General features: G+C 66.0%; 8 protein-coding genes. 3 read left to right on the forward strand and 5 right to left on the reverse strand.

Annotation, left to right across the window (positions count from 1 at the left end):
- Positions 1 to 433 precede the first annotated feature (433 nt).
- Both KF833_14905 and KF833_14910 read left to right on the forward strand, forming a co-directional pair.
- Positions 434 to 2,989, forward strand: coding sequence for a tetratricopeptide repeat protein (locus KF833_14905; protein ID MBX3746596.1), 2,556 nt, complete (start codon positions 434 to 436; stop codon positions 2,987 to 2,989).
- Positions 2,990 to 3,507: 518 nt separating this feature from the next.
- Complete coding sequence (locus tag KF833_14910) at positions 3,508 to 4,260, forward strand: non-canonical purine NTP pyrophosphatase (GenBank protein MBX3746597.1); 753 nt, start codon at positions 3,508 to 3,510, stop codon at positions 4,258 to 4,260.
- Here the strand turns inward: KF833_14910 and KF833_14915 are convergent.
- The 5 genes from KF833_14915 to KF833_14935 all read right to left on the reverse strand — a co-directional run bounded on the left by KF833_14915 (position 4,218) and on the right by KF833_14935 (position 11,241).
- Positions 4,218 to 4,895 carry an HAD family phosphatase gene (locus KF833_14915; protein ID MBX3746598.1) on the reverse strand — a complete coding sequence of 226 codons (678 nt, stop codon included), beginning with the start codon at positions 4,893 to 4,895 and terminating at the stop codon, positions 4,218 to 4,220. The genes KF833_14910 and KF833_14915 overlap by 43 nt on opposite strands.
- Before the next feature lie 58 nt (positions 4,896 to 4,953).
- Entirely contained in the window at positions 4,954 to 6,105 is a 1,152-nt protein-coding gene (locus KF833_14920; protein ID MBX3746599.1) for a deoxyguanosinetriphosphate triphosphohydrolase, read from the reverse strand.
- 39 nt (positions 6,106 to 6,144) lie between these two features.
- Positions 6,145 to 7,371, reverse strand: a complete 1,227-nt coding sequence (locus KF833_14925) for a 4-hydroxy-3-methylbut-2-enyl diphosphate reductase (GenBank protein MBX3746600.1) — start codon at positions 7,369 to 7,371, stop codon at positions 6,145 to 6,147.
- Positions 7,372 to 7,659: 288 nt separating this feature from the next.
- Positions 7,660 to 10,410, reverse strand: a complete 2,751-nt coding sequence (locus tag KF833_14930) for a cation-transporting P-type ATPase (protein ID MBX3746601.1) — start codon at positions 10,408 to 10,410, stop codon at positions 7,660 to 7,662.
- Positions 10,411 to 10,440: 30 nt separating this feature from the next.
- Positions 10,441 to 11,241, reverse strand: a complete 801-nt coding sequence (locus KF833_14935) for a phosphatidylinositol-specific phospholipase C/glycerophosphodiester phosphodiesterase family protein (GenBank protein MBX3746602.1) — start codon at positions 11,239 to 11,241, stop codon at positions 10,441 to 10,443.
- A gap of 316 nt (positions 11,242 to 11,557) precedes the next feature.
- Here KF833_14935 and KF833_14940 point away from each other — a divergent pair, with 316 nt between their 5' ends.
- The gene (locus tag KF833_14940) at positions 11,558 to 13,597 is read left to right on the forward strand and encodes a prolyl oligopeptidase family serine peptidase (protein ID MBX3746603.1); all 2,040 of its coding nucleotides are present in this window, start codon (positions 11,558 to 11,560) and stop codon (positions 13,595 to 13,597) included.
- Positions 13,598 to 13,756 lie beyond the last annotated feature (159 nt).

Genomic DNA, 13,756 nt, shown 5'->3' on the forward strand with positions numbered 1-13,756 from the left:
TGTCGGTTGTTGGGTGTGCACGCTTTAGCGTGTCGGGGTGGTTCGGAGGCTCACGCTGAAGCGTGGACACCCAACCCTTCCGGCAGGGCGGGGACGTGGGGGGGCACGGGGTTTGGCTGCACTCCGTTGGGTGTGGAGGCTTTCGTGAGCCTGCGGCGCCGATGGCGATCCCGATCCCGATTTCGAGGGGAGGGTGCGGTGATGAGGGGTGGGGGTCGACTCCCGGCTGATCTCTCGAAACTCTTCGGGTTTTGCCTGTCAGGGATCTGAAGGCGGGCACACTTCGGGGCAACGATTCTGGATACTCAGAGCGGAGCGAGGGTGTCGAGAGGTCAGGATTCCGTTGCAGGGGGGATGGTGATTTGGGATCGATCGAGTACGAGTACCGCCCTTCGGGCTGAGTACGAGTACGGGGGGAGGGTCGCTCAGCGAGTTGATGCTGGTTGTGCGATTCGGAACGATTCAAGCTTGGGAAGGCGCGAGTATGCGAGGTGACCGACTCATGGCAACGGTAGGGTTCCTGGAAACCTTTTCAGACCGGCATCGAAACCGGGGCGATCGTCCGTTCTGCTTCATCCTGGGTGCAGGGGCGTCACAACAGTCCGGAATTCCCACGGGCGGGGACATGGCCAGGGAATGGGTCGAAAAGCTCCACAGGAAGTACGATCTGGCGAGGTTGCCGCTGGAGGAGTGGGCGACGGCGGAACGACTGGACATCGACGGGTTCGATTTCCAGAATCCCGCCCGCTCCTACCCGAAACTCTATTCCGCGTGCTATCGGGATCATGCGGAGGACGGCTACGCCTTTCTCGAAGCGAAGATGGAGAACAAGGAGCCCAGCTTTGGCTACTCAGTGCTGGCCTATATCCTCGCCGAAACGCCGCACAAGGTCCTGATCACCACGAATTTTGACAATCTGGCGGCCGACGCCCTATCGATCCATTCCAGTACCTTCCCCATCGTGGTGGGCCACGACTCGCTTGCCAGCTATGCCCGAGTGGCGCTGCGGCGTCCCCTGATTGCGAAGGTGCATGGGAGCCTGGGTTTTGCCCCCAAGAGTTCCCCCGACGAATTGAAGGAGCTGAGCATCGAATGGAAGGGGGCGCTGGCCGCGATCCTCGAGCGCTACACTCCCATTGTCATCGGTTACGACGGCAATGACGGCAGCCTGATGGGAACCTTGGAGAGCCTGCCGGAGTCGGTCCCGGACACCGTCTTCTGGTGTTTCTGGAATCCGGACAACGAACCTGTGAAGAGGCTGGAGGCCGTTCCGCAGGCCGTCCGCGACTACGTGGCCAGGCAAAAGGGTCACTTGGTTCCGATCCCGGGATTTGATGAACTGATGCTGTTACTGCATCGCGAGTTGAACAAAGTTGGGACGGCTCCAAATCTTTACGACCGGCTCAAGAAGCGCTCGGAAGAGCGGGTCAGACGCTTTGACGAGCAGCAACGGGTCCTGTCCGAGAAACTGGATCAAACTTCCAGGAAGGTGGAAGAAGTCACAGGTGATCCGGGTATGCGTGGCACCGCGAAGGCGGAGGCCGGGCAAAAGGCGTTGGAAGTCAATCGACTCCTTCTGGCCGCAGTTCGTGATCTGGCCCATCAGAGAGTGGGCAAACCCTGGTGGGTCTGGGAGCAGGAGGCGACAGCTCAGGAAGATCCGGTCGCCCGCGAACGAGTTTATCAGGAGGCGCTCAAGGCATTCCCCGGCAATGCTTCCCTGCGCGGCAACTACGCCAACCGCCTGGCGCAAGAAGGGCGAATGGAGGAAGCGGAGGTGTACTACCAGCGGGCGTTGGAGGCCGATCCGAACCATGCCAACCATCTGGGCAACTATGCCGTGTTCCTGGAAAAGCGTGGTCGACTGCAGGAAGCGGAGGCGTATTTCCAGCGGGCGCTGGAGGCCGATCCGAAGCACGACGGCCATCTGGACAACTACGCCGTGTTCTTGGAAAAGCGTGGTCGACTGCAGGAAGCGGAGGCGTACTACCAGCGAGCGTTGGAGGTCGATCCGAAGCAGGCCAATCACCTTGGCAACTACGCCGACTTCCTGGAGAAGCGTGGTCGACTGCAGGAAGCGGAGGCGTACTACCAACGGGCGTTGGAGGTCGATCCGAAGCACGCCAATCATCTTGGCAACTACGCCATGTTCCTCGAAAAGCGTGGGCGAACGGAGGAGGCGGAGGCGTACTACCAGGAGGCGTTGGAGGCCAATCCGAAGCACGCCAACAATCTTGGCAACTATGCCGTGTTTCTGGAAAGGCGTGGGCGACTGGAGGAAGCGGAAGCGTATTACCGACGGGCGTTGGAGGTCGATCCGAAGCACGCCAACAACCTGGGCAACTACGCCGACTTCCTGGAGAAGCGTGGGCGACTGGAGGAAGCGGAAGCGTATTACCGACGGGCGTTGGAGGTCGATCCAAAGCTTGCCGGCCATCTGGGCAACTATGCCGTGTTCCTGGGAAACCGTGGGCGACTGGAGGAAGCGGAAGCGTACTACCAGCGGGCTTTGGAGGCCGATCCGAAGCACGCTGGCCATCTGGGCAACTACGCCCTGTTCCTGGAGAGGCGTGGGCGACTGGAGGAAGCGGAGGTGTATTTCAAGCGGGCGTTGGAGGCCGATCCGAAGCACGCCAACCATCTGGGCAACTACGCCCAACTTCTATTCCTTCTTGGGCGTTCCGATGAGGCGATGCGGCGATGGGTCGAGGCGGAAAGGCTGGCGGATGGGAATCGAGCCCTTCAGGTCGAGCTTGCCTTCTATCGGGCGGCCCATGTGCGGGAGGATTGGCCCGGGATTCTTGGATCGTTGAAGGAGCGGGTGGCGACGGGAGACCGATCGCCGGGTTGGGATTTCAAAGCCACCATCGAGGTGGCAGCGAAGTCGGGGCATCCCAACGTGCGCCTGCTGGAGGTGCTGGCCGCCGTCCTGTGCCACGGTGGCGATCCGGCGACGCTGGATGAGTTCCCCGAATGGCGGGCAGCTTGAACCCGAGGGAAGGGAGGACAACGACGGGGTCTCTTCGTGCGCCCCGTTCACCCGTCAGGTTCCATCGGGGTCGGAATCGGAATCGGAATCGGAATCGAAAGGGCTGAAATGGGATTTGGACACGCTAACGAATCAGGGAGAGCGCAGGCGTACGATCGATGTGGAACCGGGTGGGGATTGGGTGGGCGGAGACGATCCCGATTCCGATACCGACCCCGATACCGATCGGAAGCGGAAGCCCGGCAACTGCCAGCCAGGCGTTCGGGAAGCTATGTCTGAACGATCCTCATGCGGACTGGGTTCTGCGACCCCTCGCGGGGTCGTGAACGGGGGGGGGGATTTGCTCCGGGGGTCGAAGCCCGCTCCGCGGGTTCGACCCCGGCTAATGTCTGGAAACCCTCCGGGTTTCTCCGGTCAGAGGGGAGAAACGTCACGGGGTACGGAGGCTCACGCTGAAGCGTGGACACCCAACGGGAGCGGAGGGGTGAAGTCGGTGACAATTCCCCGCCCGCTGCGGCATGCTGCGCGGCGTGACAACCGTGGTTATCGCGACCCGCAACGGGCACAAGGTGGAGGAGATCCGGGCGGTGCTGGGCGAGGGGTTCCGGGTCCTCGGAGCGGCGGAGGTGGGGGACGTGCCGGATGTGGAGGAGACCGGGACGACGTTCGTCGAGAATGCGCGGCTCAAGGCGGAGGCCCTGGCCGCGTGGTTGCGCGGTCCGCGGGCCGCGAATGAGAAGGGCGGCGGCCGGACGGTGGACGGTTCATGGGCGGTGCTGGCGGACGATTCGGGGCTCGAAGTGGACGCGCTGGGCGGGGCGCCCGGGGTGCATTCGGCACGGTTCGCGTCCGCGGATTTCGGTCTGGAGGGCAATGCGCCCGATGCCGCGAACAACGCCCGGCTGATGCGGTTGCTGGCGGCCGTGCCGTGGGAAGGGCGGACGGCGCGGTTCCGGTGTGTGCTGGTGTGGGAATGGCTGGACGATCAGGTGCAGGGCGGGAGTTTCGACGGGACCTGCGAGGGCCGGATCGGGTGGGTGCCGCGGGGATCGAGGGGTTTCGGGTACGATCCGCTGTTTGTGCCCGAGGGCGGGACGGACACGCTGGCGGAATTGGGCGAGGCGGTGAAGAACCGCATCAGCCATCGGGCCCGGGCGCTGGAGCGATTGCGGGCGTGGCTGGGATCGGGGTGCGGCGTCCCGCACGGTGCGAATGGAGGTCAGGGAGGTCAGGGAAACGCCGGGGCCGGTTCGCCGAGCAGGAGTGTCTGAACTTCGGCGTAGCTGGACACCACGGCATCGGCTTCGAGCAGGGCCTGGGCGGGAGAGGTGTTGGTGATGGCCATGACGCGCATGCCGGCGGCCCGGGCGGCACTGACGCCGGGCGGCGAATCCTCGATCACCACGCAGGCTTCCGGAGGTTCGCCGAGGAGTTCGGCGGCGCGGAGGAACAGGTCGGGGGCGGGTTTGCCGCGGGCGACATCCTGCACGGAGACGGTGTGGCGGAAGTGGCGCTGGAGATCCTGGAGTTCGAGGATGGCGGTGATGGCGGACCGGAGGGAACCCGAGGCGACAGCCAGGGGAAAGCAGTCTGCCAGGCGGTCCACCAGGGCGGGGATCTCGGGGAAGAGGGGTTCCTTTTCGCGAAGCAGCTTGAGGAAATGCCGGCCCTTCCGATCGAGCAGTTCGTCCACCGAAGGTCCCACCTCGCGGCCATCCAACATTTGAAGGAGGGCGTGCCGGTCCGAGGTGCCGATGAACCGGTGCCAGGGTTCCATGCCGACCGGTTCCACGCCGATCTCGGCAAAGAGGCGCTGGAAGGACAGCCGATGCAGCGGTTCGCTGTCGGCGATGACGCCGTCCATGTCGAAGATCACCGCCCGGGTGCCGGTACGAAAATCGGTCATGAGAACAGGGTATCCGAAGGCCGGGGCCGCGGGCGAGTGCCGGTTGGGTGACGCGGGATCAAAGCTCGACTCCCAGGAGACGGCGGTGTTCGCGCATGGCGTAGCGGTCGGTCATGCCGGCGAGGTAATCGCACACCGTGCGGTGAAGACCGTCCTGGGCCAGCCGCGCCTGGGCGCCGGCGCCCATGTCTTCGGGGTGATCGAGGAGGTGCCGGAAGAGTTGTTCGAGGAGCCGGACGGCGCGCTGGTTGGGTGTGTGAACGGCCGGGTTGTAATAGAGATTGCGGTAGAGGTATTTCCGGAGCTGGAGATTGAGGCGACGGCGTTCCGGCGCGTAGCCGACCAGCGGGCGGGGGAGGCGGCGCACCGCGTCGGCGGTGCGAACCCCGGTGCGGCGGAGGCGGGCTTCGGTGGTGCGGACCACATCCTTCACCTGCTCATCGATGATGACCCGGATGGTGAACAGGCGGCGGGTGTCGTCGGAGAGGCGGCCGAACTGGCGGCGGACCAACCGGGTGGCGTCCTGCCACAGGGCGACGTCCCGCTGGAGCTGCCGTTCGGAAAGGAGCCCGCCGTCCAGACCGTCGTCGAGGTCGTGGCTGTAGTAGGCGATCTCGTCCGCGAGTTGAGCCACCTGGGCTTCGAGTGAAGGGGAACGGATGACCCAGTCCGGCCGTGGACCTGGGAGCGGATGGGACGGTCCGTGCTTGACGAGTCCCTCGCGGACCTCCCAGGTGAGGTTCAGGCCGGTGAACGCGGGGTACTTGCGTTCGAGATGATCGACGATCCGGAGGCTCTGGCGGTTGTGTTCGAAGCCGCCATGGCCGCGCATGAGGGTGTTGAGGGCCTGTTCGCCGGAGTGGCCGAAGGGCGAATGCCCGAGATCGTGGGCGAGGGCGATTGTCTCGGCGAGGTCCTCGTTCAGACGGAGGGCGCGGGCGATGTTCCGGGCGATGCCGGCCACCTCCATGGTGTGGGTGAGGCGGGTGCGCAGGTGGTCGCCCGTGCCGTTGAGGAAGACCTGGGTCTTGTATTCCAGCCGGCGGAAGGCGCGGCTATGGATGACGCGGTCGCGGTCCCGCTGGAAATGAGTGCGCCACTCGGGGGGCGGTTCGTCGTGGACGCGCCCGCGGCTGGCGGCGCTGGCCTGCGCGAAGGGGGCCAGCCAGAGCCGTTCGCGTTCCTCCAACTCCAGGCGGGAGACAGGCATGCGGGTGGGAAGTCCGCCGGGGGACTGACGTGTTCCGGATCAGGCCGGACCGAGGTCGGGGAGGGCGACGTTCTTGAGTTCGAACAGGCGTTCGATGACTTCCTCGATGAGGTTGTTGGGGCAGCTTGCGCCGGCGGTGACGCCGACCGTGGCCGGGGTGGCGGGGAGCCAGTCGCGGGATTCGATTTCCTCGCGGCGATGCTGGTCCCAGTGCTGGATCAGGGCCGGGGAAACCATCTTGCCGGCGTTCTTGACGAAGTAGGTGGGCAGGATGGCCTCGCCCATTTCCGCCAGATGGGAGGTGTTCGAGGAATTGTAGCCGCCGATGACGATGAGGAGGTCGGGAGGAGTCCTGAGCAGCTTCTGAAGGGCGTCCTGCCGGTCCTGGGTGGCGCCGCAGATGGTGTCGAAAAAGCGGAAGTGCTCGGGAAGTGCGGCGGTGCCATGGCGCGCCTCCATCGCGGCCCGCAGCCTGCGTTGGACCTCCTCGGTTTCTCCGCGGAGCATGGTTGTCTGGTTGGCGACACCGATGGCTTTGAGGTGGAGGTCCGGATCGAACCCCTCGGAGTAGGCTCCGCGGAACTTCTCGAGGAATGCCGCCTTGTCACCCCCGTGCAGGATGTAGGCACAGACGTAATCCGTCTCGTCGAGGTTGAAGACGACCAGGTAATGGCCTGACCCGTTGGCCCGGGCCTGGGAACTGGTGGCCAGGGTTTCCTCGTGCCAGGCCTTGCCGTGGATGATGCTGGTGACGGATTCCTTCGAGTACTGCCGCACCCGTTTCCACACGCTCATCACATCGCCGCAGGTGGTGTCCACGAACGTGCAGCCGCGGGCCTCGAGCTGCTTGCGGGTGGCCACCTCGGTGCCGAAGGCGGGGATGATGACAATGTCATCCGGCGTGAGTTCCTCGATCTGGGCCGCGCTGGGCCGGCTGGCGATGGTCACGATCCCCATCCGGCGGATCTGGTCGTTGACCTCGGGGTTGTGAATGATTTCGCCCAGCAGGAAGATCCGGCGATTGGGGAACGCCTTGCACGCCGCGTAGGCCAGGTCGATGGCCCGCTCGACGCCGTAGCAAAACCCGAATTCCTTGGCCAGCCTCACCGTGAGCACCCCGGGTGCCGAGATCTCGTTCCCGTTGGAGCGGATCCGCTCGACCAGGGCGCTCCGGTAGTGCGAGAGCACCTGCGCCTGGACCGCCTCCATGATGTCCGGGCGGCGGAGGTTGATCTTCTGGGGCGCCGAAGGCGCGGCCGTTGTCATGCTGGGAACTGTAATCGCCCGCCCACGGCCCCTCACGCGAAATATGCGGGGGCGGATTCCGGACGGTGCATCCCGGAGTTGTGGGTGAGGAGGCAGCGATTCGGAGGGACGATCTCTGCGAGTCCTCAACCCAACGCTCCACACTGTTGCGGCCTCGTGGAACTCGGCCCTCCGAAGCACCGCTTGGCGGAGTTCGCACCTCACCCGCAACGCCGGGATGCACCGGATTCCGGATTCGATGCCCGGGCCTGCGAGGCCTTCGACCTGGATCCGGGAAAGCGGCCCCCTCTACCCGGCGGTTGCCGCATCCGTTGACGGAGGGTTCCGCCGCCGGGCGCGGGCCTCGATGGCGCGGAGGACGGCCTTTTCGGTCTCCACGAGCAGGAACACCCCCAGGCCGATACCGAGTGGGATCAGCCAGTGCCGCCATTCCAGCGGGGTGGAGCCGAAAAGCGTCTGCATGAATGGGGCATAGACGAACAGGAGTTGCAGCAGGGCCAGGATGGCGACCGCCAGCCAGACGATGCGGTTGCTGAATAGGCCCCGCATCGAGAGGCTGGACTCGCGCAGGAAGCGGCTGTTGAAAAGGTAGAAGGCTTGGGAGCAGACCAGCGTGTTCACGGCGAGCGTGCGGGCCAGCTCGACCGTCGCTTCGAGACGTTTCTCGACGAGAAAGACGGCGATGGTCGCCCCGCCGATGAGCAGGGAAACGAAGGCGATTCTCCAGAGGAAGGCCCGTCCGAGAATCGGGGCCCGGGGATCCCGGGGGGGCCGGCGCATGACCCCCGGCTCCGCCGGTTCGAAGGCCAGGGCGAGGGCCAGGGTGACGGCGGTGACCATGTTGACCCAGAGGATCTGGACGGGTGTCAGCGGCAGGGCAAAGCCAAGAACGATGGCGGCGAGAATCACCAGCGCTTCCGCGCCATTGGTGGGCAGGATGAACAGGATCGCCTTGCGCAGGTTGTCGTAGATGGTCCGGCCCTCTTCCACGGCCCGCTCGATCGAACTGAAATTGTCATCCGCCAGCACGATCTCGGCCGCCTCCTTGGTGGCTTCGGTTCCCTTGATGCCCATGGCCACCCCCACGTCGGCCCGCCGCAGGGCCGGCGCATCGTTCACGCCGTCGCCGGTCATGGCCACGACCTCGCCGCCGGCCTGCAGTGCGGTGACGAGACGGAGCTTGTGCTCGGGACTGGTGCGGGCGAAGAGGTCGGCCTTGCGCACCAGTCTTCGAAGGTCGTCGTCCGAGGCGGCCTCCAGTTCGGCGCCGGTCACCGCGGGCGAGCCGTCGCCAATCCCCATTTCCCGGCCGATGGCCTGGGCCGTGCCGGCATGGTCGCCGGTGATCATCTTCACCCGGATGCCGGCCTGACGACAGATGCGGATGGCCTCGATCGCTTCGGGCCGCGGCGGATCGATGATGCCCACCAGACCGAGGAAGATCATGCCGTCCCCAAGGTCGTCAGGGGTCAATTCGTCATGGGCCTCGTCCACGTCGCGGGCGGCGGCGGCAAGCACCCGCAGACCCTGGTTCCCCAGGGCATCGATCCGGCGTTCCCAGAAGGCGCGGTCCAGGGACTCCGGGGCGCCGGTTGCACTGCGCTGCTGACGGCAACGGTCGAGCAACCGGTCCGGGGCGCCCTTGAGGAGAATCCGCGCCCCGCCGTCGGGCAGGCGATGGAGGGTCGCCATGAACTTGTTTTCGGACTCGAACGGAATCGCGGCCACCCGCCGGTACTTCGTGTCCTCGAATCCAGCCTTGCGGGCCAGCGTTCGCATGGCGCCCTCGGTGGGTTCGCCCGTCACCTCCCACCCGCCATCCGCCTCCCGGATTTCCGAGTCGTTGCAGACGGCCATGACCTCGATGACCGCCGCGAGGTCGGCGTCCCGGTCAAGCGAGGCCTCCTGACCGTCGCGGGTGATGGTCCCCTCGGGCTGGTAACCCGTCCCGGACACCTCGTAGGCGGCCGACGCGGTGACGACGTGCCGGACGGTCATTTCGTTGCGGGTGAGCGTCCCGGTCTTGTCGGAACAGATCGTCGTGACCGAACCCAGCGTCTCGACGGCGTTGAGTTTGCGGGTGATGGCGTTGCGGCTGGCCATGCGCTGGACGCCCAGGGCCAGGGTGATGGTGAGGATGGCGGGCAGACCTTCGGGAATGGCGGCCACGGCGAACCCGATGGCCGCCAGAAACAATTCGCCGGGCGCGAGGTCATGGAGCCGCCAGCCAATGAGCATCATCAGGCCGGCCATGCCGACGATCACCACCGAGAGAATCCTGCCGAACTGGTTCATCTGGCGGGTGAGCGGCGTGGCCAGCGTCCGGACCTCGGAGATCATCCGGTTGATCCGCCCCAGTTCGGTGGACGGTCCGGTTGCGGTTGCCACGCCCGTTCCGCGGCCCGCGGCAACCAGGGTGCCCGAGTACGCCATCCCGTGGCGGTCGCCCAGGCTGGCGTCGGCCGCAGTCGGGGAGGGTGTCTTCCCGACGGGAACCGATTCCCCGGTGAGGGAGGATTCCTCGATGCGCAGGTTGTTGGCCTCGATGAGGCGGAGGTCGGCTGGAACCCGGTCACCGGACTTCAGCCGGACGATGTCCCCTGGCACCAGATCCACCGCCTCGATCTCCGTCCACCCGCCGTCCCGCCGTGCCACGGCGTGCGGGGAGAGCATCCTGCGGATCCCCGCGAGGGCCTGCTCGGCTTTGCCCTCCTGAAGGAAGCCGATCGTCGCGTTAAGGACGACCACGCCCAGAATGACCACGGTATCCACCCAGTGGCCGAGCGCGGCGGTGACTGCGGCGGCCGCGATCAGGATATAGATCAACAGGTCGTGGAAGTGCTTGAAGAACCGCTTGAAGAATCCTTCCGATTCGGGCTCGGGCAGACGGTTTGGACCGACTTGTTCGCGGCGCCGTAGGACCTCGTCGGTGCCGAGGCCATCGGGCGAACTTGCCAGCACCTGCAGGACTTCGTCCGCTGACATGGCATGGGGCTCCCGCACTTCGAGGAGCTCTGGGCGGCCGGGTGCGGCGGGCATGGTCATCGGTTCGAGACTTGAAATGCCGGTTTAGTGGCGCCCGGCTTCCGCCTGCTCCAGAAAGCGGGCCAGGTCGGCCAGGCGATCGGTGTTGATCAGGTCCACGCCCGCCTCCCATTGCACCCGCCACATCTCGGGACGATCGGCCCCGGCCCAGAAACGGATGCGGCGTCCCTGGGCGTGGGCGCGCTCGACCCAATCGTGGAGCCGGGCCCGTTCCTCGTCCGGGATTGTCCCGACCCCGTTCCAACGAAAGTGGGACCGCCAGTTGTCGCTGATCAGGGGGATGAGGTGTGGATTCGCCGTGCCCTCGAGGTCGGGCAGGCGGCCGTCGATCGCCACCAGCCGTTCCGGTTCCGCAGCGACCGTGGCCGTGGGACGGTTTCCAGACAGGATCACGGTGACCGCGTTCGTTTCGGTTCGGTCAGGCCGGAAGACCGTCAGCATCTCCCGGTAATCGGCGAGCACCTCCTGAAGCCGCTGGTAGGTATGCCCGGCTTCCGACTTGAAGTCGATCAACAGGACAAAGGTGGGGGCGTCCGGATGAACCCGGCCCCCCTGCTGCTGCACCCGTTCCCGCAGTGGATCCAGGTACAGGGATTGGAGGGTGCGTTCCGGGGAGACCTTGGGCCGGTCATGGGCCACCAGCAGGGCACCGTCGATGTGGAAGATGTCCGCCTCGACGCTGCCGAACCCCTGCTCCAGCGCATCGTGCAGGGGACGTGGATGCTCGTAGTCGTTGTGCGCGTGGGCCCGCTGGCTTGGGGACTGCGCGGCGACGTTCAGGACAACGGCCAGCAACAGCGCGATGGGAGCGATCCGTCGATTCATGGATCGAGCCTGCTCCGATCGTCGGGCTTGGGGCCAGCAGTTCTCGTTGTGCCCGGGGGATTGCAGTGCATCCCGAAGTTGTGAGTAGAGGTGCGAACTCCGCGACGCGGCGCTTCGGAGGGCCGAGTTCCACGAGCCCGCAACGGTGTGGGGCGTTGGGTTGAGGACTCGCGGAGCTCGTCCCTCCGATTCACTGCCTCCTCACCCACAACTCCGGGATGCACCGGGGGGAACTTCGCCCTCGCCATGCCGCTTGCACTCGGGCCTTCCCCGGCGCTATCCCAAGCCAACGCCTTCCCCTCTCTCCCGGCCTCCCATGAATCCGACTGACTCTGACACCTCTCCGTTCCTTCCCGCTGCCCTGGTGCTCCTCGCGGGCACGCTCGTCGCCGTGGCCCAACCTCTGGGCCAGCCTGATCGTTCCGCGCCGGGAGATCCCATGATCCAGGAGTACCTGGCCCGTCACGCGCTGGCCATCGAGGCGCCGTACGACGAAGCCCTCTTGAACCGCTCCTTCGAGGACGTGCGCCGTGCCGAAACGATCGAGGAATACTTCCACATGCTGGGCCTCTCCCCGCGTCCCGATCTCACGCCGCTCCAGCCCGTGGTGACGGGTGTCCTCGAGGGCGATGGCTACCGTGTCGAGAACCTCCATTTCCAGAGCCGCCCGGGGCTGTACGTCACCGCCAACCTCTACCGCCCGCCCGCCATTGCGCCGGGTGAGCGCCTGCCCGCCATCCTTTATGTGTGTGGGCATTCGCATCGTGGCCGTGATGGCAACAAGGTCGCCTACCAGTCGCACGGTATCTGGTTCGCCCGCCACGGCTACGTCTGCCTGGTCCTCGATTCCCTCCAGCTTGGCGAGATCGCTTCCCACCACCACGGCACCTACCGGCTCAACCGCTGGTGGTGGGTCTCGCGCGGCTACACCCCGGCCGGCGTCGAGGCCTGGAATGGTATCCGCGGCATCGATTATCTCGTAAGCCGCCCCGACGTCGATCCCGCCCGAATCGGTGTCACCGGCATCAGCGGCGGCGGTGCGGCCACCTTCTGGATCGCCGCCGCGGATCCCCGGGTGGCCGCCGCCGCTCCGGTCAGCGGCATGGCCGATCTGGAATCCTACCTTGCCAACCGCGTCATCAACGGCCACTGCGACTGCATGTTCCTCCATAACACCTTCCAATGGCCCTGGACGCGCATCGCCAGCCTGGTTGCGCCACGTCCCCTTCTCTTCGTCAACAGCGACCGCGATCCCATCTTTCCCATGGATGCCAATGACCGCGTGATCCAGCGCCTCGAACGAATCTACGCCGCGTACGGCGCTGGCGATCGCGTGGACGCCGTGGTCAGCCTCGGTGACCACGCCTACCGTGCGGACATCCGCCAGGCCGCCTACCGGTTCTTCAACACGCACTTCAAGAATGACCCGCGCCCCGTCCATGACAGCGAGGTGGACATCGTCAGCGAAGGCAGCCGTCCCGGTCCCTACCCCATTTCTCCCGAACGACTCCGGGTCTTCCCTTCCGATGCCGATCTCCCGGCCGATGCCCTCAACGCCACCATCGACCAGCACTTCGTTCCCTCGGCCGTTGCGCCCGACCCGGTCCCCGGCCGTCATGCCGAATGGAGGTCCGCTCTCCTGTCCGAACTGCGCAGGGTTACCTTTCGTGCCCTGCCTTCCCCAGTTCCATCCGCCACCCGCCTCGATTCCCTGAGCCCGCGCCATCGTCGTGTCCAGACGGAGGACGGTATCGTGGTGCATCTCCACCTTCTGGAGTTTGCCAACGCTGCCCGGGCGGGCCAACTGCTGCTGGTGGTCCAGAACGAAGCCGAGGCCGGCACCGTTCCGGACTGGGTCCGGGAAGCCGCCACCGAATCGATGGTCGTTCTCTGCGAGCCACGCGGCGTCGGCGCCACCCGCTGGACCCGGGTCAATCCGCCCAACTACGTCGAGCGTTCCCTCCTGCTGCTCGGCCTCACCGTCGATGCCGGCCGGATTCGGGATGTCCTTGCCGTTGCCGCCCATCTGCGCGACGAGGGCTGGGACGGTTCCGCCGCGCATCGCCCGAGGTCGGTGCGAGTCGCCGGCAGCGGCGCGGCCGGGGTGCTGGCGGCCTACGCGGCGGCCCTCGACGAGACCCTGGATGGTGCCAGGCTCGTCGGGCCGCCCCTCACTCATGAAGCCCCCGACGCCCCGCTCCTGCTGAATGTCCTCCGCGTTGCGGACATTCCGGACGTCTTGGGACTCATTGCTCCCCGCCCCCTAAGCGTTCTTGCAGCGGACTCCGCCGCCCTCCAGCGCACCCGCACCGCCTATCGCGCCGCCGAGGCCACTGACGCACTCCGCTTCGACTGAACCCGCTGCCATTCCTGGTGCAGGTGAGAGACTCCGGGAGCAGGCAGTCGGGCGCTTGGGACACCGGTTGTTCGGGCACACACGAATCCCGATTGGCGGGGTGTGCCTCATCCCACCGCATCGACACGGAGATCCCGCAGCACAGTGAGCCCCGGGATT

The organism is Verrucomicrobiia bacterium (genome assembly GCA_019634625.1).
In the GTDB taxonomy this organism is placed as follows: Bacteria; Verrucomicrobiota; Verrucomicrobiia; order Limisphaerales; family CAIMTB01; genus CAIMTB01.

What these genes read in the sequence shown, in the direction of transcription:
- KF833_14940 (MBX3746603.1), top strand. Translation starts at nt 11,558, where the DNA reads ATGAATCCGACTGACTCTGACACCTCTCCGTTCCTTCCCGCTGCCCTG.
- KF833_14910 (MBX3746597.1), top strand. Translation starts at nt 3,508, where the DNA reads ATGCTGCGCGGCGTGACAACCGTGGTTATCGCGACCCGCAACGGGCAC.
- KF833_14915 (MBX3746598.1), bottom strand. Translation starts at nt 4,895, where the DNA reads ATGACCGATTTTCGTACCGGCACCCGGGCGGTGATCTTCGACATGGAC.
- KF833_14925 (MBX3746600.1), bottom strand. Translation starts at nt 7,371, where the DNA reads ATGACAACGGCCGCGCCTTCGGCGCCCCAGAAGATCAACCTCCGCCGC.
- KF833_14920 (MBX3746599.1), bottom strand. Translation starts at nt 6,105, where the DNA reads ATGCCTGTCTCCCGCCTGGAGTTGGAGGAACGCGAACGGCTCTGGCTG.
- KF833_14930 (MBX3746601.1), bottom strand. Translation starts at nt 10,410, where the DNA reads ATGCCCGCCGCACCCGGCCGCCCAGAGCTCCTCGAAGTGCGGGAGCCC.
- KF833_14935 (MBX3746602.1), bottom strand. Translation starts at nt 11,241, where the DNA reads ATGAATCGACGGATCGCTCCCATCGCGCTGTTGCTGGCCGTTGTCCTG.